Source organism: Pseudomonas sp. lyk4-R2A-10, assembly GCF_030209075.1.
In the GTDB taxonomy this organism is placed as follows: Bacteria; Pseudomonadota; Gammaproteobacteria; order Pseudomonadales; family Pseudomonadaceae; genus Aquipseudomonas; species Aquipseudomonas glycinae.
The window spans coordinates 86,181-108,389 of sequence record NZ_JARVSR010000005.1; the positions used below are offsets into that span (position 1 = coordinate 86,181).

A 22,209-nucleotide genomic window follows, 5' to 3' on the forward strand; every position below is an offset into this window, starting at 1 on the left:
AAGGAGTGAGCGGTTGAGTCTTTCCCCGAATCAGGCCATCGGTTTCGGCCCCTATCGGATCCACCCCGGCCAGCGGCTGGTGCTTGAAGGCGACCAGCCTTTGCGCCTGGGCCGGCGCGCCATGGACATCCTGCTGATCCTGCTGGCCCATGCCGGCGAGGTCGTGAGCAAGCAGCAGTTGATCGCCGGAGTCTGGCCCGACAGCGTGGTGGAGGACATCAATCTGCGGGTGCACATGGCCGCGCTGCGCAAGGCCCTCGGCGACGGTCAGGCCGGGCAGCGCTACATCGTCACGGTGGCGCAGCGCGGATACAGTTTCGTCGCGCCGGTCGTGCTGCAATCGATTGAACAACGTCCCACCACCGCCAACCTCGGCCGGCATAACCTGCCGCTGCGCCGCACGCGGATGATCGGGCGCCAGTCGGTGGTCGACAGCCTGATGACGCAACTGCCGCGCCAGCGCTGCATCACCCTGGTCGGCCCCGGCGGCATCGGCAAGACCACCGTGGCCCTGCGTGTCGCCGAGCAACTGATCGGCCGTTATCGCGACGGTATTCGTCTGCTGGATCTGGCCCCGCTCAAACATCCGGGCTCGATCTGCTCGCACCTCGCCGCCCTGCTGGACCTTTCGCTGCACGACAGTGAACCGATGGCCTGCCTGATCAACAGCCTGCGCGAGCGGCAGATGCTGCTGGTGATCGATAACTGCGAGCACTTGATCGACGCCGTGGCGATGCTGAGTGAAAACATTCTGCGCGGCGCACCGCAGGTGCACATTCTGGCCACCAGCCGCGAAAGCCTGCGTGCCGAGGGCGAGTATGTGCAGCGCCTGGAATCCCTCGACTGCCCGCCGCCGATTGCGGTGCTGGATCGCGATCAGGCGATGGAATTCTCCGCGCTGCAGTTGTTCGTCGAACGGGCGATGGCGGCCCACGAACATTTTGAGCCGGGTAATGCCGACCTGCCCTTGATCATCGACATCTGTCGGCGACTGGACGGCATCCCGCTGGCACTGGAACTGGCCGCTGCGCAGGTCGCGGGTCTTGGGCTGGAGGGTTTGCTGAGTCAGCTCCAGGGGCGTTTGCCGGCTGGCAACCAGACTCGCCTCGGTCGGCATGAAACCCTGCGCGCTACGCTGGACTGGAGCTTCAATCTGCTCAATGCCTGCGAACAGACCGGCCTGCGCCGACTGGGTGTATTCCGTGGCGCGTTCACGCTGGAATCGGCGGCGGCGGTTATCGTCGGTCAGCACATCGAGCCGAACGAAGTCTTCGCTTCGATCACGCAACTGGTCGCCAAGTCGCTGCTCAACGTCGAGGTCGGCGATGAAGAAGTGTTCTATCGCCTGCTCGACACCACCCGCCGCTATGCGCTGGAAAAACTCGACCAGGCCGCCGAACTCGGCGAAACCCGCGAACGCCATGCCGAACGCAGCCTGGCGCTGATGTATCAGGCCCAGGCCGATTGGGAGAACACGGCGACTGAAGTCTGGATCGAGCGTTACGCCCGTGGCCTTGAAGACTTGCGGGCGGCCCTTGAGTGGACGCTGAATGACCAAGGCTCGCGCGCGCTCGGCGTTCGACTGACGGCGACCTCGGCGCCGTTGTGGCAGGAACTGTCCTTGCTCAAGGAGTACGGCGTTCATGTGCGCCGGGCACTGGCGCTGCTGGCTTCATCCGACGAGCCCTGCCCGCGACTGGAAATCGCCTTGAAACTGGCCCTGGGCAGCGCCTGTTACCACACCTGGGGCGGCACGCCGGAAACCATCGAGGCCTTCGTCAGCGCCCGGCTGCTGGCACAACAGCACGACGACATGGCCGGTCAGTTGCGCGCCGTGTCGGGGCACATGGCGGTCAATCTCAGTTGCGGGCATTACCGGATGGCGCTGGAGCAGAGCGAGCAATTCGAAAGCCTCGGAGTGCACGGCGATGCGCAGCTGTCCCTGAGTACCCACCGCTTGCGGGTGCTCGCGCTGCATTACGCCGGCGATCAGCACCAGGCGCGAATCCACGCCGAGCAAGTCATTCAGCGCATGGCCCACAGCGGCCACCTCAACCGCTTCACTCACGGTTTCGGCGTGCAATACGACCAGAGCGTCGCTTCGCTGACCGTCCTTGCCCGTGTGCTGTGGCTGCAAGGTTTCCCCGAGCAAGCCTGGCGTACAGCACGGCAGGCGCTGGACATCGCGGTGCAGATCAATCACGGCACCTCGATCTGCTACACCCTGGCACTCGCTTCGTGCCTGATCGCCCATTACAACGGAGATACACAGAACGCCCGGGCGCTGCTGCAACTGTTGCTCGAACAGGCGCAGAAGCATTCGGTGCTGCTGTTCTACACGTGGGCGCGGCACTACGCGCAGGTGATCGACGCCGACAAATCCCCCGCCATCCCGCCCGCCGACAGCGGTCTGGTCAGGGAAATCATGGTCACGCTGGATCCAGGCTTCGTTGACGATGCCCTGCTTGAACGAGCACAAAGCGGCGCGGCCGGCTGGAGTACTGCGGAAATTTTGCGGGCCCGGGCCGAGCGATTGCTGGCCGCTGAATCGCCCTGTCATCACACGGTCGAAAGCGCCTTGCAGCAATCGCTCGAGATTGCCCGGACCCAAGGTGCCCTGGCCTGGGAGTTGCGCAGCGCGACTTCGCTGGCACAGTTGTGGCAGCGCCAGTCGCGTTATCGTGAGGCTATCGAATTGCTGGCGCCGGTCTACCAGCGCTTCACCGAAGGCTATGCCACCCCGGACTTGCGCAAAGTGCGCTTACTGCTCGACGAACTGCGCGGTCAGTCGGCCGCTTGAGACGGGTCGGGTACGGCCCAGGTAACGCGCGTGCCGACGCTCGACATCATTGAGTTCGCCGCCCTGCTCCAGCTGTTCGCGGGCATAGCGGCGCGTGATGTTGAGCATTCGGTAGCGCAGCGTCCCGCTGGATCGATCTGTGGTCAGCAACGACTTGGCCGCGAGCTGTTCGACCACAGCCACCAGTGTCGAGGGTGGTAATTGCGCGCAACTGATCACGCCGATGGCGGCATCCAGGGTGAATGCCATCTTGAACACCGACAAGCGTTGCAGCACGCGCTGTTCCTGCTCGCTCAAGCGTTGATAGCTCCAGTCCAGCGCAGCCTTCATTGACTGGTGGCGCGGTACGGCGGTGCGGCGACCGTGACTCAGGACTTGCAGGCCTTGGTCCAGTTGCGTCTGCAATCCGACCAGCGCCAGCGCATCGATCTGCGCGGCTGCCAACTCGATCGCCAGCGGCAGACCGTCGAGCCGGCGACAGATATCGCGCACCGTTTCCAGATCCTGCTCACGCAGACTGAAGCCGTGTTGACGGGCGCGGGCACGACTGACAAACAGCTGCACCGCCGAATAGCCCATGACCTCGGCGACACTGTTGAGGGCCGAAGCTTTGGGAAGGGTCAGGGGCGCCAGCGGCTGCAGGACTTCCAGAGCGAGACGCAACGGCTCGCGGCTGGTGGCAAGGATCGACAGACGGGGCGCGGCATCAAGCAATGTTTGCAGCAGGCTCCGGCAGGCCTGGTGCAGGTGATCGCAGTTGTCCAGCACCAGCAAGGCATGGCGCGCTGCCAGAGTGGGGAAATCGAGGTCGAGGGTTTTCAGCAAGTGATCGAGGAGCGGGATGTTTTCATCGATCAGCGACAGATCCACCTGCCACACGCCGTCACGAAAATGTTGCAGCAGCAGTTCCGCTGCGCGCAGCGCCACGGTGCTCTTACCGACACCGGCAGGCCCCGTCACCGTCAGCAGCCGGGACAACGGCAGTTGCCGCACCAGACCGCCGACCAATGAATCGCGCCCGGTGACCGGCGTCAGTCGTGCAGGCAAATTGTGCTGGGGCGCTTGCAGGTTTTCGAACACCACTTGGGTGACACTGTCGCCCTGCACCGGAGCCACGAAGCTGTACCCGCGTTGCGGCACATTGACGATGTAGCGCTGACCGTTTTCACCATCTCCGAGGGCCCGGCGCAGCGCGGCGATGTGTACCCGCAGGTTGATCTCCTCGACCACCGAGGTCGGCCACACCAGCGCGATCAATTGTTCTTTGCTGACCACCTGGCCGGCGCGCTCGACCAGCACTTGCAGAATGTCCAGCGCACGACCGCCCATGCGCAATTGCCGATCCCCTTCGAGGATCAGCCGTTGGCGCAAATGGAAGGCGTACGGCCCGAAACGCAGGACCGACGCCGAGTTCAATTCGTTGAGGCTGTTCATGTCCGTTATCTTCGCAGGCCTCGATGACGGTACAACCACCACGCGGGGTCCAGCACGGACATCCGGATGCCCGGAACGGACAGAACCGCTCTAGCTGAACTGTTCGCGATACTGCGTCGGGGTCAGCCCGAGCTTTTCGCCGAACAGAAAACGCATGTGCCGCACGCTGCCGAAACCGCTTTTGTAGGCCACGGTTTTCAACGGCAGATCGCTGGTTTCCAGCAGATTGCGCGCGCAATCGATGCGCGCACTTTGCAGGAATTCCATGGGCGTCATGTTGACCTCGCGAGCGAACACCCGGGCAAAATGCCGCGCACTCATGTTCGCAAGCCCTGCCATGCGCTCGACGGTAAAAGCTTCTTCAAGGTGCTCCAGCACATGGTTCTGCACCCGGGTGATCGGGGTTTCCTGGGGCGCCACTGCCGCCATCAACGGGCTGAACTGCGCTTGCCCGCCCTGACGTTTCATGACGACCAGCAGCACCTTGGCCACGTCCTGAGCAATTTTTTTGCCATGATCGCGAGCCACCACCGCCAACGCCATATCGATCCCGGCGGTGACACCTCCGGAGGTGATCAGGTTGCGATCTTCAATAAAAATCTGATCGGTCGCGACGTTTGCCTTCGGAAAGCCCTTGATCAAGCGTTCGGTGTAATTCCAGTGAGTGGTCACACGATAGCCGTCGAGCAGTCCGGCATGGCCCAGCACGAAGGCGCCGGTACAGATCGAGCCATATTGCCCGGCGCGCGTGACCGCGCCTTGCAGCCAGGCGAGCAACGGCGGGTGTTTTTCGTTGTAGGCGCCGGGGCCGCCCGGTACCAGCAGCAAGTCATAGCGCTCATCGGCTTCGTCGATGTGCCGATCGGTGTGCACGAGCACGCCATTGGACGCACGCAACGGCCCGCGCCCGGTGCCCAGGGTGGTCAGGTGATAGTGGGATTGCGGTTTCAGGTAGCGGTTGGCAACCGAAAACACTTCCAGCGGCCCGGCCATGTCGAGCAGCAGAAAATCGGGAAACAGCACCATGGCCACGGTCTTCATGGGGGTATCACCAAAATCCATGCAAAGTCATAAGTTCGCGCATTATGGCCGGAACAGGCGAAATCGTTGGAAAAGAATGCGTGATCCAGCCCACACAACTGTCAACCATAAAGGGACAGTATTTCAATTTTCATCTACTTATTGCATCGCAGGGTAACCAGTAACCTTCTCCTCACTCGGACGAATCAACGTCCTGAAAGGAGATTTCATCATGCTGACCCTTCGCAAAGCTTCCGACCGTGGTCTGGCCAATCATGGCTGGTTGAAGTCGTTCCACACCTTTTCCTTCGCCAGCTACCGTGACCCGCGTGAACAGGGTTTCTCCGACCTGCTGGTCATCAACGATGACCGCGTCGCCGCTGGCAAAGGCTTCGGCCAGCACCCGCACCGTGACATGGAGATTTTCTCCTATGTGCTCGAAGGTGCGCTGGAACACAAGGACACCCTCGGCACCGGTTCGGTGATCCGCCCCGGCGATGTACAACTGATGAGCGCCGGCAGCGGCGTGGCCCACAGCGAATTCAACCATTCGGCGACCAAGCCGGTGCACTTCCTGCAGATCTGGATCGTGCCGGACGTCAGCGGCGCGAAACCGCGTTACCAGCAAGAGCACTTCAGCGAACAGAAAAAACGCGGTCGCCTGCAACTGATCATTTCGCCCGAAGGCAGTCACGGCTCGCTGAAAGTACGGCAGGATGCACGGGTGTATGCCGGGCTTTTCGATGGCCAGGAAAGCGCCACCCTCAAGCTGCCTGCCAACCGCTACGCCTATGTGCACGTTGCTCGCGGCAGCGTGGAATTGAACGGCATGCAGTTGAAGGAAGGCGACGGCGTAAGGGTTCGTGAAGAACAGGCACTGACCCTGAGCAATGGCCAGGATGCCGAAGTCCTGGTGTTTGACCTGCGGCCGCAGGAACTGCCGGAAATGCCATGAGGCGCAGGTTTCTGCGCCCACAAAAAACGGCCTTCACTGAAGGCCGTTTTTTTTATTGGCAGAACAACTACTCGTTTTCCGACATAAAGGCCTCGACGATGTGTTCGATCACCGCCCTGACCCGCGCGGTGTGGCGTAAATCCGCATGGGTCACCAGCCACACTTCATAAGGTAACGGCCGCGTACGTTCCGGCCACAGCCTGACCAGACCATCACGCTCGCCCATGTAGACCGGGATTTCTCCTACACCCAGACCGGCGGCAATCGAGCGCCGCACCAGCAGACTGGAACTCAGACCGGCGACGATCCGCCCGCGAGTCATGGGCTCGGACACCAGGGTCAGATCCTTGTTGCCCTGCAGATACGGCTGGTAGACCACCAGATCGTGGCCCTCGAACGAACTGCCCGGTGCCGGTACGCCATGGCTGTCGACATAAGCCTGCGAGGCAAACAGCCCCACCGGCCAACGCGCGATGCGCCGGGCGATCAAGTCCGGATTGTCCGGACGGGTATTGCGCACGGCGATGTCCGCTTCGCGTTTGGCCAGGCTGAGGATCTGTGTGGAGGCGTCCAGTTGCACGCGCACGTCGGGATGCTGTTCGTGCAACTGCGCCATCGCCGGGATCAGAAAGTCGATGGCCAGCGAATCGGTGGTGCTGACCCGCACACTGCCGGTCAGGCGGTCGTCCAGGCCCTGGATACGCCGCTCCAGCTCCAGCGCCGAATGCTCCATTTTTTCCACCGACTTGAGTGCCGCTTCGCCGACTGCCGTCAGTGCATAGCCCTCGGAGGTGCGCAGGAACAAGGTCGCGCCCAGCGACTTTTCCAGTGCCGTGATGCGTCGCCCGACCGTCGCCTGATCCACGCCCAGCACGCGCGCGGCCCCGCGCAACGTCGACTCGCGGCAGACCGCTAGAAACACCCTTGCATCATCCCAGTTCATACCGTTCTCCATTGATGCATAAACGCATCACAACCACGCAAACTCGCTGCATTAACGCAGCAACGATAGCCGATATGCTGGGCGCCATAAACCTTTCAAAGGATTGCCGTGATGCACACTTCAATTGCTTCGCCCGAACGTCCGGACACAAGTGTCTGGCTGGCGATCTTCGCCGGACTCTGCGCCAGCCTGGTCAGCATCGGTCTGGCGCGTTTCGCCTACACACCGCTGATCCCTTCGCTGATTCAGGCGCAGTGGTTTTCCGCCCATGATGTGGTCTATCTCGGCGCGGCCAACCTGGTCGGTTACCTGATCGGCGCCCTCCTCGGCCGACCGCTGGCACGCCGGCTCACCCAGAGAAACGCCTTGCGACTGATGATGCTGGCGGTGACCGTGGCGTTTTTTGCCTGTGCGTACCCCGTGTCGGTGAGTTGGTATTTCGGCTGGCGCTTGCTGTCGGGAATCGCGGGCGGCGCGATCATGGTGCTGGTGGCCGCGACCGTACTGCCCCATGTACCCGTCGCACGCAAAGGTCTGGCCAGTGGCGCGATTTTCCTCGGCATCGGTCTGGGCATCGCCGGCTCGGGGACGATCGTTCCGCTGCTGTTGAGCCTGGGCTTGCAAGCAACGTGGCTGGGATTGGGCGCTTTGTCGCTGGCACTGACGGCATTGAGCTGGTTCGGCTGGCCTTCGGAGCTGCCCCATGCAACCACCGCAACGGCTGAGGTGGAACCGGCAGAACCAACACCGCCTGCTGTTTATCTGCTGTTTGCCCAGTACGCGTTCATGGCCGCCGGGCTGGTACCGGCCATGGTCTTTCTGGTGGATTACGTCGCCCGTGGCCTGGGTGCCGGGGCGCACGTCGGCGCGCTGATCTGGGTCATGTACGGTCTGGGCGCCATCGTCGGCCCGGTGAGTTATGGCTTTCTCGCTGATCATCTCGGCGCGCGGACCGGCATTCGTCTGGTGCTGGTGGTGCAGGCGATCACCCTGGGTTTGCTGGCGGTTTCGCATTCGTTCCTGGCGTTGGCGCTGCTGGCGGTGGTCCTTGGTTCATTTCCACCGGGCATTGTGCCGCTGGCATTGGCTCGGGTGCATGAGCTGGTGCCGGATCACCATCGCCAACAGGTGGCGTGGAGCCGGGCCACGGTGTCGTTCGCCACGTTTCAGGCGCTGGCGGGCTTCGCCTATTCGGCGCTGTTCAACGCCACGGGCGGACAACATGCGCTGCTCTTCGTGATAGCCGGCGGTGCCATCTTGATCGCTCTGATACTTGAGTACGCCATGAAATTGCTGCCCTCCTCCGTCGAACAACGCTGCTGCGCCGAATGACGGGAATCATTGGGCCCTGAACGTGCTCCCATCTACTGATCACTTTTTCAAGAGGAATCGAAAATGACGTTGCCCAATGAAATGACCCGAATCGAAATCACCGAACCGGGTGGGCCCGAGGTTCTGCAATCCCGACGCGTCGCGCTCCCGGTTGCCGCAGAAGGCGAAGTTCTGATCCGCGTGCACGCCGCCGGCGTCAATCGCCCGGACGCCCTGCAACGCGCCGGCAAATACCCGATGAAGCCCGGCATGAACCCGATTCCGGGCCTTGAAGTGGCCGGCGAGGTCGTGGCGATCGGCAGCGGTGTCAGCACATTCGCGGTCGGTGACCGGGTCTGCGCGCTGACCAATGGCGGAGGTTACGCCGAATACTGCACGGTCCCGGCCGGCCAGACTCTGCCAATTCCCGACGGGCTCGACTGGATTCAGGCTGCGGCTATTCCTGAAACCTTTTTCACTGTGTGGGCCAACCTGTTCGGCCTCGGCGGCGCCAGCCGTGGTCAGCGCGCCTTGATCCACGGCGGCACCAGCGGCATCGGCACCACCGCGCTCATGCTGTGCCGCGAGTTTGGCATCGAAGCTTTCGCCACCGCCGGCAGCGCCGATAAATGTGCAGCGATCCGCAATCTGGGCGGCGACGCGATCAACTACCGGGAACAGGAGTTCGCGGCGGTCATCGCCGAGAAAACCGCCGGCCAGGGCGTGAATGTGATCCTCGACATCATGGGCGGCTCATACCTCAACGGGAACATCAGCGCCTTGGGAATGGATGGACGGTTGGTGATGCTCGGTTTCCTCGGCGGCGCGCGAGCCAATGACATCGATCTGCTGGCGATCCTCGGCAAACGTGCGGTGGTCACCGGTTCCCTCCTCCGCGCCCGTACCTCGGCGGAAAAAGCCGCCATCGCCGATCAATTGCGCGAACACGTCTGGCCGGTGCTGGCCGCCGGACGCTGCCTGCCGATCATCGACAAGGTCTATCCGCTCGCCGAAGCAGCCAAGGCCCATGCGCACATGGAAGCGGGCGACCACATCGGCAAGATCGTGCTGAAGATCGACTGAGTCGTTGCAGCATTTTGTAATCGTTGCGGGTGGGCGGCGGTCGAAAATGTCACGCGCGTGTCCAGGCTTCTGGTAAAAAGCGTTCTTTGTCCACGCGGTGGTGAAACGTTTAATGTTCCTGGCCTTCATGACCCGAGTTCGACGCCGCCGTCTGGCGTTCGCCTGCATGGCCGCCCTGATCGTCGGCGTGCCGGCGAGTTGTGCCGTGCTGGAACACACAGAGCGCAAGCTTCTGTTTCGCATCGAACCGGGCACCGCCGGCTGGTATCACGGTTTGCCCGGCAGCGTGCAGGAACTCGACCTGCAACCGAAAAGCTTCAAGGCCGGGCAAAACATTCACGCCTGGTGGTGGCCGGCAGAGCGCGCCGATGCACCGGCCATTCTTTATTTGCATGGCGTACGCTGGAATCTGACAGGGCAACTGTTTCGTATCGAACAATTGCGCGCGGCAGGTTATTCGGTATTGGCCATCGACTATCGCGGTTTCGGCCAGAGCCGTGGCGATCTGCCGTCGGAAAGCACGGTGTACGAAGATGCCCGGGTAGCCTGGGAACGCTTCCAGCTGTTGCAACCCGATCCGAACAAACGCCTGATCTACGGGCATTCATTGGGTGGCGCGGTCGCCATCGATCTGGCTGCCGAACTCGGTCGCGACGCCACCAGAAACCACACCCCATTGCCGGTGCGCGGACTGGTTATCGAATCCACCTTCACCTCCTTGGCGGATGTTGCGGCAGCCGTGGCCAACACCTCCCTTCCAGTCCGCTGGTTGCTGTCGCAGAAATTCGATTCCATCGACAAGATCGCCGAGATCCACATGCCGTTGCTGGTGGTACACGGCCTGGCCGACGCCTTCGTGCCGTCACGCTTCAGCGAACAACTGTTCGCCGCCGCCCGGCAGCCGAAACGCCTGTTGCTGGTGCCCGGCGCAACGCACAACAACAGCATGGCGCTGGGCGGACAGAACTATCGCAAGGCAATCGATGCGCTGATGCAAACCCGACCTGCCGCCCGGGTGGCCGGCGCTGCGGTGCAAAAGAATCCGCGCGATTCCTGACGTCCCTCCCCCGCAGACCATCGGTCACCCCGAAAGGAAATTCTTGCAGCATCGGCTGGAAATTCGGCGATCTGACGCTTTGCTGGATGGAGTCAATCCATGACGCTGCTTCGGCACACCCGGCCGCGCAGCGTTCCACTGCCTATTCGGGAGCACCACCATGAAAATCAACCCGTACCTGATCTTCAACGGCGACTGCCGCGCAGCCTTTACGTTTTACGAGCAATGCCTGCAAGGCAAGCTCGAAGCGATGATGACCTTCGGCGAAACGCCAGCCGCCGAACATGTACCGAAAGAGCACCACAACCTGATCATTCACACCTGCCTGAAAGTCGGTGATCAGATGCTCATGGCTTCGGACACCACCCCCGACCGCCCGACCCAAGGCATGAGCGGTTGCTCGATTTCGCTGAATGTCGACAGCATCGTCGAGGCCGAGCGGGTATTTAACGCCCTGGCCAGAGACGGTCGCGTCGACATGCCGCTGGAAGCCACCTTCTGGGCCGCACGATTCGGCATGCTGGTGGATCGTTTTGGCGTGTCGTGGATGGTCAATTGCGAAAGTGACAAGTGACGCTGTCATTGCGCCGGACATGAAAAAGCCCGACCTTTTCAGGTCGGGCTTTTTCGTTCAACGCTGGGCCAATTCGTGGCGAATGCACTGTTCGTAATAGGTCTGCTTGACGGCCGCCGGTTTGAGCCGCGACGCGCTGTCGTAGGTCTGCTCGGTGATGCCCATGGCGGTCATGCGCATCCACGGTTGCTGGAACTTGCGCGCCTGCAAGCGCTTGCGCGCGCCATAGAGGGAAATCCCGGACAGCTTCGACTGTTGCGCACCGGCGGCAATGTCCGAACCCCAGGTACACGCAAAACGATGGCTCTTGCTCAGCTCCCTGGCCTGGGCCTGCACCGCGAACAGAGCGAGGGAAAGCGTTGCTACGGTGATGACAATCGTCCGCATATAGCCCACCTAACCTTTTGAAAAAAAGCGAGTTTGCCGGGACTTGAAACATTCGGGGGCCAGCAATTTGCCGCCTGTTACTCCTTGGTTCGAACTTCAACCCTCAACCGGTCTGCACCTTCTTCCTCACACTGGATCGTTATCGGTACAAAACGCTCGATGACCAAAATGTTGCTGTGCAAATGCTCGGTCATCCTGGGTGTGGTGAACGATCCACCTCCGGCCAGCACCATCGGCAACAGCAACTGGTCGGCCAGATGCTCTGCCACCGCCGCACCGCTGTGCAGCCAATCGGTCGCTTGATCGATCGCGGCGTCCGCAACCTTCTCCGAACGCAGTGAGGCTTGACCGAAAGCGCTGAAAACCTCCGTGACGTGTTCGAACGAATATTCCAGCAGCAGCACATTGCCCGGGCCACAGGCCGGATCAAGGATGACGGTGTTCAATTCTGCTGACGCCATGTTCAATCGCTGGGCCACCCTTTCGAGCTCGCGGACACCGACACTCGGCGCCAGTCCGGCCGTTAGCGCAAACGCCTGTTGCGAGAGCGGCAAGCCGCGCTCACACAGGTGCAGTGCTGACAGTTTCGATGGTTGCACCCTGACGTCAATTTCACCGCCGCCGGCCGGTACAAACCCGTGGCGCAGCAACGTCAGTTCAACCTCCGCGCCCATCCGTCGCAGCAGCGGCAACCAGCTGCGGCTGAGAAAATCGGTCGGTGGCGCCAGCGGATTATGAGTGCCGCCGCTGATCCGCACGCGGCTGGCTTGCGGCGCCAGTAACAAGGCGGGCAGCAAGGTCTGCAACACCAGGGTGCAACTGCCGGCGGTGCCAATGGCAAAGCGATAATCGCCGCCACGAATCGGCCCCGGCTCGAAGCTCAATGTCTGCGAGCCCAGTTCAGCCCCCTGGATCTTTGCACCGCAGACCTGCGCCGCCGCCATCACGGCGGTCAGGTGCTGGCGCAACAGGCCCGGACGACTGCGCCGGGCCCGAATCCGCACTATTCGAAACGCCTGGCCCGTCACCATCGACAGACTCAGCGCACTGCGCAACACCTGGCCACCGCCGATGGCGCCGTCCAGTTCAATCACGTCCTGTTTCATTTTTTTCCTTAGGCGTACAGACCAACGGTTTCCCGCAGGTATCGATCGAGCTGCCGCGAATCCTCCCGGGTTCTGGGCAATGTCGGCACCGCACGCTCAAGCTCCGCCTCGATGAACGCATGCAGCGCCGGACGACGAGGACCGTATGCGCTCTCATCGGCATTGCGCTTGAGCGCGAGCAGTTCATCAACTTCATCGAGCAAGACTCGGTCATCGACGGTACTCAGCAGATCGCTGAACGTCATCGGCGGCCGACCCCGTCCCTGATCGATCCAGCGCACCGCCAGCAAGGGCCGCAGTACATAGAAGTACTTCTTGAACCGCACGCTTTCGCCTTGCAGATAACCACGAAAGTTCTTTTTCGCCATCGACAGATAATGATTGCGCGCGGCTGGCGGGCTGTAGAATGCCTCGGCCAGTGCCCGTAGCTGAGAAACCGCTGCAGTCTCGCTGCGATAAACCAGCGGGGAGTCGAGCCATTCGAGCAAGGTCGGGTTGGATTTGCGCAACAGCCCGAGGGTCTTGCGCAACTCCCAGCCACTGACATCCAGCTCGTCATCCAGCGGGCGCTCGATCACATCACTTGGTGCATCGACCTGGACGAACCACTCCGGTTTCTCCACATAAACGAAGCGCACATCGTAATCACTGTCCGGCGAGGCAAATCCCCAGGCCCGGCTGCCCGATTCGCAGGCATACAGCACCGTGACATTGCGTTCGCGCTCTATGCGCGCCAGTTCTTCCAGTACCCGGCCGCGCATGACGCTACACAGCGGGTGACGCTCTTCGAATTTCATGTCCTTCAATCCTTGTTCCGGCGTGCCTTGCGGCACGCGTTATCCCTTGACGCACACCACCTGACGCAGGGTGTGCAGCACTTCAACCAGCTCACGCTGGGCGTGCATGACTTTGTCGATGTCCTTGTAGGCCATCGGAATTTCATCGATCACCGCAGCGTCCTTGCGACATTCGACGTGCGCGGTGGCGCGGATCTGATCTTCGACGGTGAAGGTGTTTTTGGCCTTGGTACGGCTCATGGTCCGACCGGCACCGTGGCTGCAGGAGCAAAACGATTCCTCGTTACCCAGACCGCGCACGATGAAACTCTTGGCGCCCATCGAACCGGGGATGATCCCCAACTCGCCCTTCTTCGCCGACACCGCACCTTTGCGGGTGACCAGAATGTCCTCGCCGAAATGCCGCTCTTTCTGCACGTAGTTGTGGTGGCAGTTCACCGCTTCCAGCGCGACTTCGAACGGCTTGCGGATGATCTGCCGCGTGGCCTGAATCACCGCTTGCATCATCAGCGCACGGTTCTGCTTGGCGAAATCCTGGGCCCAGCCCACGGCTTCCACGTAATCGTCAAAGTGCCGACTGCCTTCTTCGAAGTACGCCAGGTCACGATCCGGCAGGTTGGCGATATGCTGACGCATATCCGCCTGGGCCATCTGGATGAACAGGTTGCCAATGGCGTTGCCGACACCGCGCGAGCCGCTGTGCAACATGAACCAGACCCGGTTGACCTCATCCAGGCACACTTCGATGAAGTGGTTACCGCTGCCCAGTGTTCCGAGATGCCCGCGGTTGTTGGTGTTGGCCAGTTTCGGGTACTTGTCGGTGATCGCCTTAAAGCGTGGATTCAGCGCCGCCCAGGCCTGATCGGCCTGTTGCGGAATCTCGTCCCAGGCGCCTTTGTCACGGCGCGAGCGGGTCGAACTGCGGCCATGGGGCACCGCTTGCTCGATGGCACTGCGCAGGCCATGCAGATTGTCCGGCAGATCGGCCGCCGTCAGCGAGGTTCGCGCGGCAATCATGCCGCAACCGATGTCCACCCCGACCGCTGCCGGGATGATCGCGCCGACCGTGGGAATCACGCTGCCGATGGTCGAGCCCTTGCCCAGATGGACGTCCGGCATCACTGCCAGATGCTTGAAGATGAAGGGCATCTTCGCCGTGTTCATCAACTGCTCGCGCGCTTCGTTTTCCACCGGGACGCCTTCGGTCCAGAGCTTGATCGGTTTGCCGTTGGCGACTTCCAGCAGTTGGTAAGTGTGTTCTTTCATCATCTCGATTCTTCAGGTAGTTCCACCGGCATTCGCCGGCGGATTCAAAAAGGTGGCACGACAAAGATTGATGACTGTTGCGCGTTGCCGCGCACCGGGGTTGGCCGGCCTCAGATGTACAACCATCGGCATTCGTGCCGTCACGCGCACTGACAAGGATTTGGTGAGACGTCTTGGATGTAGTCCCACCGGCATTCAGTGCCCGTGACAAATCAATTCTTTGGGCGGCTCATGGCTTCATCCCATGCGCTCAATCGCTTCGACCCAGTGCTGCGGTCCGTACCGGCCGGCAGTGAACTGTTCGATCACATCAAACACCGCGTCACTGAAACCGCCGACATTCAGGATGTCGTCACGATCCGCCGCCGGTGTCGCCCAACCCGGTTGCAGGTCAATGCAGATCAGGCGTGCCTGGGGATTGATGCGCTTTATCCGCTCCCATTGCAGCATCGTCTCGCTGGCGCCCTGACGTCGCGCATCGATCCAGGATTCGTTGTCCGACACCATGATCAGCGTATCGACCCTGGCCTTGCTGTCCGCCAGTTTCTTCAACGGCGCCGAGCAGCAGGTTCCGCCGCCGAAAATGCCTGCAAGCTTTTCGGCATTGCTGATCACACTGTCGCGCGGGTTGAGGGTGATATCCACCACCTTCCATTCGAATGGCATCACCCGTGCCGTCGGTTGTTTACGCAACACCGCCGCCGTAATCAATGCCGCCACATCGATGCAGCGCACCGCCGTGGTCGCGCCCTGACGATACCCGGTCAGCGGGCTGCCCATCGAGCCGGAAACATCCGGGCAAACCACCACCGCACCTTGCAGCTTCGGCACATTGGTCAATGAGAGCTCCAGCGCATCCTGCAAAGCCTCGCGTATCAGCGCCGGCACGTCATCGCCGACCATCCGGTACGCTGCCAGCAACTGGTACGGATACACCCGCGCCTTCGCAACGGCTTCGGGATCCGCCAACCGCGCGGCCACGTATTCGGTGCAACCCGGCACGTCAAAAGCACCATGGCGCGCCAGCGTATTGAGGTTGATGCGCAGTCCCTGCCAGCCCATGTTCCGCGCCTGAGCTGCCCATTGTTCCTTGCTCAAGGTTTCGTTACCGAGCAATTGAAAAGGCACTTCAGGCACTTGCTCACTCGCACCGCTGCGAAAGGCCAGCAAATCGCGAGTCAGTGCGGGCAACGCCTTTGCATCCACCGGCTTGCCGATCACCCAGGCAAAAAACGCTTCACGCCAGGCCTCGGACGGTTTTGGGTGAACCATCTTCACCACATCCGCCAGCGAAGGCTGATTGCCGATCGATGCCTGCAGCAGCTGTCGCTCGGTCGCGCTGTTCAGCCAGTTCTGCACCAGACGCTTGGGTTGGGAGCCCAAGGATCGGCGACCGGTGGCGCCACTGCGCAGGATCTGCACGAAATTGCGCAGCATCTTGCCGCTGTCCACGACCTGCCCGAACACCTCCGGCACCAGAGCCGAACGCTGAGCCGTCAGCGCTGCCAGCAACAACGCCGGCATGTCTTTCATGTGTCCTTTCTGGCGAGCATAAAGAGCGGCATTTGCCACGAAACGGCTGTCCAGCTCCGCCACCAGCTTCAGCACCTGATCCAACTGGCTTTGAGCCGTTGCGTAAAAGGTCGAATTCAGGCAACCGGTGACTGCCAGCTGGGCCAGCTGATGCTTGGGCGTGTAGGCATAAGCCGCAGCCCCGGAAGCATTCAAGGTGTCGCACGCCGGCAGGTTTTTCGATTGCGTGTTGAAGAGGTTGAAGTTGGCCATCGTGGCGTCTCGCTGTGTTGTCCTGTTCGTTGTGACAGGTATTGCAGCCGCTGTGCCAGTTTTGGAAAACGTTCGCGAAATATTTTTATCTAGTTGATTTTAAAGGGTTTTGTTCTAACAACGAGCATCCCTGAATTTTCGCCACGACAAATAACGCCCTCGAATACTATCATTGGTTATCGTCATTTATCTTTCAGGATAATCCATGCCCAGCAAGCGCACTGTCGCCATCGGTTTCATCGGCGCCACCCTCGATCGCGTCGGCAAAGGCGCCAATCGCTGGAGCCATTGGCGGCCTAGCGTCGGCCTGTGCCAGCAACCGGACGTCTTGATCCATCGCTTGGAACTGATACACGGCACAGATGCACGGGACGCAAGCCTGGCCGAACGCATTCGCGAGGACATCCGTCAGGTATCGCCGGACACAGAGGTACGCCTCCACCCGATGGCGTTGCGCAACCCCTGGGATTTCGAAGAGGTCTACGGCGCACTCCACGACTTCACCTCCGAATACACCTTCGATACCGAGCGTGAGGACTATCTGGTGCACATCACCACGGGGACCCACGTCGCGCAGATCTGCTGGTTCTTGCTGACCGAGGCGCGCTACCTGCCGGCACGCCTGATCCAGACCTCCCCCGCCCGTCGCAAGAGCGAAGAAGAGCCGGCCACCGGCACCCACGCCCTGATCGACCTTGATCTGTCGCGCTACGACCGGATTGCCTCACGATTCACCCACAAACGTCTGGAAGGCCTGGAGTTTCTCAAGTCCGGCATCGCCACTCGCAACACCGCGTTCAACCGTTCCATCGAGCAGATCGAACGCGTGGCCGTGCGCTCCAAAGCGCCGATGCTGCTGATCGGCCCGACCGGCGCCGGCAAGTCCTTTCTTGCCCGACGCATCTATGAGCTCAAACGCAGTCGCCATCAAATGCAGGGGCGTTTCGTTGAAGTCAACTGCGCGACCCTGCGTGGCGACGGCGCAATGTCCGCGCTGTTCGGCCACGTCAAAGGCGCCTTTACCGGCGCACAAAACGCTCGCGACGGCCTGCTGCGAGCGGCTGACGGCGGCATGTTGTTTCTCGACGAGATCGGCGAACTGGGGGCAGATGAACAAGCGATGCTGCTCAAGGCCATCGAAGAGAAGCGCTTCTTCCCGCTGGGCTCGGACAAGGAAGTCGACAGCGACTTCCTGATCATCGCCGGCACCCACCGCGACCTGCGCAGTCGCGTCGCCGAAGGTCTGTTCCGGGAAGATCTCTACGCACGGATCAACCTCTGGACGTTCGACCTGCCAGGCTTGGCCGGACGCCGCGAAGACATCGAACCCAATATCGATTTCGAGCTTGAACGTCACGCACGCGAATACGGCCAACTGGTGCGTTTCAATCTTGAAGCCCGACGGCGCTACCTGAGTTTCGCCAGCTCACGGGAAGCTGCGTGGCTGGGCAATTTCCGTGAACTCTCGGCCTCGATCACGCGTATGGCGACGCTGGCCGACAGCGGGCGAATCGATGAAGCGCAGGTCGAGGAGGAAATTGATCGGCTGCGGTATGCGTGGGGCCTGGCGCAACCAACCGGGATGAAGAATGAGCTGCCGGGCGATGCGCAGACGCTGGACCTGTTCGATCGATTGCAATTGAAGGCAGTGCTGGAGGTTTGCAGACAGGCAGACAGCTTGTCGGATGCCGGCAGACGACTGTTCGGCGTGTCGCGACAGGCGAAAGCACAGCCCAACGATGCGGACCGATTGAGGAAGTATCTTGGAAGGTTCGGCATTGAATGGAACCAGTTGCGTGAGCAGTGAAGCGCGGCCGCAATCGACTAAGCCGTTGAGATAAACTGCGCCACACCGCGATACAAACATCAAGCGAAGGACAGACACGGATGAGCTTACTGGAGTTTTTCTCAGACCTGCTATCACTGTGCAGCTTCGAGACGTCCGGCCAAAAGCCTCGCAGAGTCTTCACCCGCGGATTTGTCGTGACCTGCGTCTTTGTGGCGATCATCGAGCTGTTCTTGCTGAACCACATCTATAGCGGGCGTCCGTGAACAAATAGCTATGAGTTCCCGCCCGTCAGTTGACCGGCACTTTACCCCGCGTCAGAACTTCCAACGTCTATCCACCTGACGCGGAAGCCCGACGATGAACAGAACCATTGCAGCCCTCATGCTTGGAAGTCTTTTATCTGCCACCGCACCGTTGGCGATGGCGGGAAGCACCGTTCCGCCTACGGGTATTCCCGGGGTCAACCAGGGAGGCACCGAATCCAGGATAGACAAGGCCGACAAGAAGGGTGAAGAAGCCTCGGGGTCGAACTCCGGCGCAGAGGCCCATGAGACCGAGAAGGATGCGCAAACATCCAGCGGATCTAAGAATGAAGCTGAAGAAAGAAAACCTTGAACGATTTTGCTGCACCAGGAGTTTTGCGCAGGCACAAAAAAGCCGATCTGGCTGATCGGCTTAAGTGTCTGATTCTACTCAGGAATAATGGTCGGGACGGAGTGATTCGAACACTCGACCCCTAGCACCCCATGCTAGTGCGCTACCGGACTGCGCTACGCCCCGACTAGGTTTGAAACTCGTTCTTCATCTCGAAGAACGCTCAAGAATATATCGCAAGCTTTTGAAAACTGGAAGTATTTAAAAGCAGGAAATTATTTCTTGAGAACCACCAGAACGTCTTCGAGCTCGGCGATCATCTGGCGGATCATTTGCTTGTATTGGGTGGTGTCGTCTTTGGCTTCATCGCCGGACAGACGCAGGCGCGCGCCGCCGATGGTGAACCCCTGATCGTAAAGGAGCGCACGGATCTGCCGGATCATCAGCACGTCCTGGCGCTGATAATACCGGCGGTTTCCGCGCCGTTTGACGGGGTTGAGCTGAGGAAACTCCTGCTCCCAATAGCGCAGCACATGAGGTTTAACCGCACACAGCTCGCTGACTTCACCGATGGTGAAGTAGCGTTTGCCCGGGATGACGGGGAGTTCGTCGTTATGACTTGGTTCCAGCATAAGCCTCAACTCGGGCCTTCAACTTCTGCCCTGGACGAAAGGTGACCACACGGCGAGCCGTGATCGGGATTTCTTCCCCCGTTTTCGGGTTGCGGCCAGGCCGCTGGCGTTTGTCCCGAAGGTCGAAATTGCCGAAACCCGACAATTTGACCTGCTCGTTGTCTTCAAGAGCGTGCCTGATTTCCTCGAAAAACAGTTCCACCAACTCCTTGGCTTCCCGCTTGTTCAGGCCCAGCTCTTCATACAGACGTTCCGCCATCTCAGCTTTCGTCAAAGCCCCCATACGTCACTTCCTTAACGTGGCGTTCAACCTTTGTTCGAGCGAGGTGAGGATATTTTGCGTCGTCGAATTCACCTCATCGTCATTAAGAGTGCGCGATGGATGCTGCCAGGTCAAGCCGACTGCGAGGCTTTTTCTATCAGGATCAATGCCTTTACCCTGATACACGTCAAATAGCCTGAGGTCTGTCAGCCATTCGCCTGCATTTTCACGGATTACGTCCAGTACAGCCGAGGCTGCAACGTCTTTGTGCGCAATCAGTGCCAGGTCACGACGCACTTCAGGAAAGCGCGACAACTCGTGGAATTTCGGCATTTTCCCCAGAGCGACTTCAGCCAGAACCAGCTCGAAGACGAAGACCGGACGGTCGAGACCCAGGGATTTCGACAGCTCAGGGTGAATCGCGCCGATAAAGCCGACTTCACGCCCTTCCCGCTCGATGCGTGCGGTCTGGCCTGGATGCAGTGCAGGGTGCTTGCCCGGTGCAAAAGTAAACTGATCCAGCGCACCGGCAAAGCCCAGCACCGCCTCAACATCAGCCTTGACGTCGAAGAAGTCGACGGTATCGCGGCCTTGCGCCCAGCCTTCCGGCAGACGGCTGCCGCACACCACACCGGCGATCATCGGTTCTTGCTTCAGACCTTCCAGCTGACCGACGAAGCGCAGACCGCTCTCGAACAGACGAACACGATCCTGCTGACGGTTGAGGTTGTGCTGCAGCGCCTTGACCAGACCCGGCCACAGCGACGAACGCATGGCGGCCATGTCATTGGAGATCGGGTTCGCCAACAGCAGCGGCTCGACGCCCGGGTTGAACAGCTCGAACTGCTTCGGATCGATGAAGCTGTAAGTGATCGCTTCTTGATAGCCACGAGCGACCAGCAGACGACGCAGCTCCGGCAGATCGCTGCGCGCTTCAGCCTTGGCCTGTGGCGCCAGACGAGCTTGCGGGTAACGAACCGGCAAGCGGTTGTAACCGTACAGACGCGCCAGCTCTTCGATCAGATCGACTTCCAGGCTGATATCGAAGCGGTGGCTTGGCACTTCTACGCGCCACTGCCCTGCTCCGTCGGCGGAAACCTTCAGACCCAAAGCATTGAGCAGGCGCTCGACTTCGGCCGTATCCATTTCCATGCCCAGCATCTGAGTGATGCGCTGCGCACGCAGGGTGATCGGCGCGATCAACGGCAAGTGCTGTTCGCTGACGGTTTCGATGATCGGGCCGGCTTCGCCACCGGTGATTTCCAACAGCAGGCCAGTGGCGCGCTCCATGGCTTCACGGGCCAGTTGCCAGTCTACACCGCGCTCGTAGCGGTGCGAAGCGTCGGTGTGCAGACCGTAGGAACGAGCCTTGCCCGCCACCGCGATCTGGTCGAAGAACGCACTTTCAAGGAATACGTCGCGAGTGGTCGCAGATACACCGCTATGCTCGCCACCCATCACGCCGGCAATGGCCAGAGCGCGAGTGTGGTCGGCGATCACCAGCGTATCGCTACGCAGGCTGACTTCCTGACCGTCGAGCAGCACAAGCTTCTCGCCCTCTTCTGCCATGCGCACACGGATGCCGCCATTGATTTCGGCGAGATCGAAAGCGTGCAGCGGCTGGCCCAGCTCGAGCATCACGTAGTTGGTGATGTCGACGGCGGCGTCGATGCTGCGGACTTCGGCGCGACGCAGGCGCTCAACCATCCACAGTGGCGTCGGCTTGGACAGGTCAACGTTACGGATGACACGGCCCAGATAACGCGGGCAGGCAGCAGGTGCCAGGACTTCGACGGAGCGCACTTCGTCGTGCACTGCAGGAACGGCCTTCACCACCGGGCGAGTGACCGGAGCGTCGTACAACGCGCCGACTTCACGGGCCAGACCGGCCAGGGACAGGCAGTCGCCGCGGTTCGGAGTCAGATCGACTTCGATGCTGGCGTCTTCCAGGTCCAGATAAACACGAAAATCTTCGCCCACCGGCGCATCAGCCGGCAGCTCCATCAGACCGTCATTGCCTTCGCCGATCTGAAGTTCGGCTTGCGAGCACAGCATGCCGTTGGACTCGACGCCGCGCAGCTTGGCCTTCTTGATCTTGAAGTCGCCCGGCAGCTCGGCACCGATCATTGCGAACGGAATTTTCAGGCCCGGACGCACGTTTGGCGCACCACACACAACCTGGAAAGTTTCCGCGCCATTGCTGACCTGGCAAACGCGCAATTTGTCGGCATCGGGGTGCTGCTCGGTGCTCAGCACCTCGCCCACAACCACGCCACTGAAAACACCGGCGGCCGGCGTAACGCTATCGACCTCAAGACCGGCCATCGACAGACGGGCAACCAGCGCGTCGCGATCTACCTGCGGGCTGACCCAGCCACGCAGCCATTGTTCACTGAATTTCATCCTGCTCTCCT

The 22,209-nt window shown here is 60.9% G+C and carries 19 protein-coding genes and 1 tRNA gene; 8 read left to right on the forward strand and 12 right to left on the reverse strand.

Annotation, left to right across the window (positions count from 1 at the left end; all coding sequences use genetic code 11):
- Positions 1-13 precede the first annotated feature (13 nt).
- On the forward strand, positions 14-2,800 hold the full coding sequence (locus tag QRN46_RS09025) for an ATP-binding protein (RefSeq protein ID WP_285354555.1): 2,787 nt from the start codon (positions 14-16) through the stop codon (positions 2,798-2,800).
- Here QRN46_RS09025 and QRN46_RS09030 read toward each other — a convergent pair.
- Both QRN46_RS09030 and QRN46_RS09035 read right to left on the reverse strand, forming a co-directional pair.
- Positions 2,762-4,234, reverse strand: coding sequence for an ATP-binding protein (locus QRN46_RS09030; RefSeq protein ID WP_285354556.1), 1,473 nt, complete (start codon positions 4,232-4,234; stop codon positions 2,762-2,764). The two genes, QRN46_RS09025 and QRN46_RS09030, sit on opposite strands and share 39 nt — an antisense overlap.
- 90 nt (positions 4,235-4,324) lie before the next feature.
- Positions 4,325-5,275 carry a GlxA family transcriptional regulator gene (locus QRN46_RS09035; RefSeq protein ID WP_285354557.1) on the reverse strand — a complete coding sequence of 317 codons (951 nt, stop codon included), beginning with the start codon at positions 5,273-5,275 and terminating at the stop codon, positions 4,325-4,327.
- A gap of 211 nt (positions 5,276-5,486) precedes the next feature.
- On the opposite strand from QRN46_RS09035, the gene QRN46_RS09040 reads away from it, so the two are divergent.
- On the forward strand, positions 5,487-6,209 hold the full coding sequence (locus tag QRN46_RS09040; RefSeq protein ID WP_064378885.1) for a pirin family protein: 723 nt from the start codon (positions 5,487-5,489) through the stop codon (positions 6,207-6,209).
- 67 nt (positions 6,210-6,276) lie between these two features.
- Here the strand turns inward: QRN46_RS09040 and QRN46_RS09045 are convergent, their stop codons facing one another.
- On the reverse strand, positions 6,277-7,152 hold the full coding sequence (locus QRN46_RS09045) for a LysR family transcriptional regulator (protein WP_285354558.1): 876 nt from the start codon (positions 7,150-7,152) through the stop codon (positions 6,277-6,279).
- 111 nt (positions 7,153-7,263) lie between these two features.
- Between QRN46_RS09045 and QRN46_RS09050 the strand changes: the two genes are divergently transcribed.
- From QRN46_RS09050 to QRN46_RS09065, 4 genes are all read left to right on the forward strand, one after another.
- Positions 7,264-8,484 (forward strand): YbfB/YjiJ family MFS transporter, encoded by a 1,221-nt coding sequence (locus QRN46_RS09050; protein ID WP_285354559.1) that lies wholly within the window; start codon positions 7,264-7,266, stop codon positions 8,482-8,484.
- Between the two features lie 63 nt (positions 8,485-8,547).
- On the forward strand, positions 8,548-9,546 hold the full coding sequence (locus QRN46_RS09055; RefSeq protein WP_285354560.1) for an NAD(P)H-quinone oxidoreductase: 999 nt from the start codon (positions 8,548-8,550) through the stop codon (positions 9,544-9,546).
- Between the two features lie 112 nt (positions 9,547-9,658).
- Positions 9,659-10,603 carry an alpha/beta hydrolase gene (locus QRN46_RS09060; protein ID WP_011333401.1) on the forward strand — a complete coding sequence of 315 codons (945 nt, stop codon included), beginning with the start codon at positions 9,659-9,661 and terminating at the stop codon, positions 10,601-10,603.
- 160 nt (positions 10,604-10,763) lie between these two features.
- Positions 10,764-11,177, forward strand: coding sequence for a VOC family protein (locus QRN46_RS09065; protein ID WP_011333400.1), 414 nt, complete (start codon positions 10,764-10,766; stop codon positions 11,175-11,177).
- A gap of 57 nt (positions 11,178-11,234) precedes the next feature.
- Here QRN46_RS09065 and QRN46_RS09070 read toward each other — a convergent pair whose 3' ends face one another.
- The 5 genes from QRN46_RS09070 to QRN46_RS09090 all read right to left on the reverse strand — a co-directional run bounded on the left by QRN46_RS09070 (position 11,235) and on the right by QRN46_RS09090 (position 16,518).
- Entirely contained in the window at positions 11,235-11,564 is a 330-nt protein-coding gene (locus tag QRN46_RS09070) for a hypothetical protein (RefSeq protein ID WP_011333399.1), read from the reverse strand.
- Between the two features lie 77 nt (positions 11,565-11,641).
- Entirely contained in the window at positions 11,642-12,670 is a 1,029-nt protein-coding gene (gene rtcA / locus QRN46_RS09075) for an RNA 3'-terminal phosphate cyclase (protein ID WP_011333398.1), read from the reverse strand.
- A gap of 8 nt (positions 12,671-12,678) precedes the next feature.
- Positions 12,679-13,467 carry a nucleotidyltransferase domain-containing protein gene (locus QRN46_RS09080; RefSeq protein WP_201817645.1) on the reverse strand — a complete coding sequence of 263 codons (789 nt, stop codon included), beginning with the start codon at positions 13,465-13,467 and terminating at the stop codon, positions 12,679-12,681.
- Between the two features lie 39 nt (positions 13,468-13,506).
- Positions 13,507-14,733: an RtcB family protein gene (locus QRN46_RS09085; protein ID WP_285354561.1), complete on the reverse strand. Its 1,227-nt coding sequence runs from the start codon at positions 14,731-14,733 to the stop codon at positions 13,507-13,509.
- 237 nt (positions 14,734-14,970) lie between these two features.
- Positions 14,971-16,518, reverse strand: coding sequence for an RNA-binding protein (locus QRN46_RS09090; RefSeq protein ID WP_201817665.1), 1,548 nt, complete (start codon positions 16,516-16,518; stop codon positions 14,971-14,973).
- Positions 16,519-16,723: 205 nt separating this feature from the next.
- Between QRN46_RS09090 and rtcR the strand changes: the two genes are divergently transcribed.
- On the forward strand, positions 16,724-18,325 hold the full coding sequence (gene rtcR / locus QRN46_RS09095) for an RNA repair transcriptional activator RtcR (RefSeq protein WP_285354562.1): 1,602 nt from the start codon (positions 16,724-16,726) through the stop codon (positions 18,323-18,325).
- Between the two features lie 339 nt (positions 18,326-18,664).
- Complete coding sequence (locus QRN46_RS09100; protein ID WP_201817670.1) at positions 18,665-18,922, forward strand: hypothetical protein; 258 nt, start codon at positions 18,665-18,667, stop codon at positions 18,920-18,922.
- Positions 18,923-19,010: 88 nt separating this feature from the next.
- Here QRN46_RS09100 and QRN46_RS09105 read toward each other — a convergent pair.
- The 4 genes from QRN46_RS09105 to pheT all read right to left on the reverse strand — a co-directional run bounded on the left by QRN46_RS09105 (position 19,011) and on the right by pheT (position 22,198).
- A tRNA-Pro gene (locus QRN46_RS09105) sits at positions 19,011-19,087 on the reverse strand.
- Between the two features lie 89 nt (positions 19,088-19,176).
- Positions 19,177-19,533, reverse strand: a complete 357-nt coding sequence (locus QRN46_RS09110; protein WP_003179985.1) for a MerR family transcriptional regulator — start codon at positions 19,531-19,533, stop codon at positions 19,177-19,179.
- A complete protein-coding gene (ihfA, locus tag QRN46_RS09115) occupies positions 19,514-19,816 on the reverse strand; it encodes an integration host factor subunit alpha (RefSeq protein WP_002553164.1) in 303 nt (100 codons plus the stop codon). The genes QRN46_RS09110 and ihfA overlap by 20 nt, the downstream gene beginning before the upstream one ends.
- A 3-nt stretch (positions 19,817-19,819) precedes the next feature.
- Positions 19,820-22,198: a phenylalanine--tRNA ligase subunit beta gene (gene pheT, locus QRN46_RS09120; RefSeq protein WP_285354563.1), complete on the reverse strand. Its 2,379-nt coding sequence runs from the start codon at positions 22,196-22,198 to the stop codon at positions 19,820-19,822.
- Between the last annotated feature and the right edge of the window lie 11 nt (positions 22,199-22,209).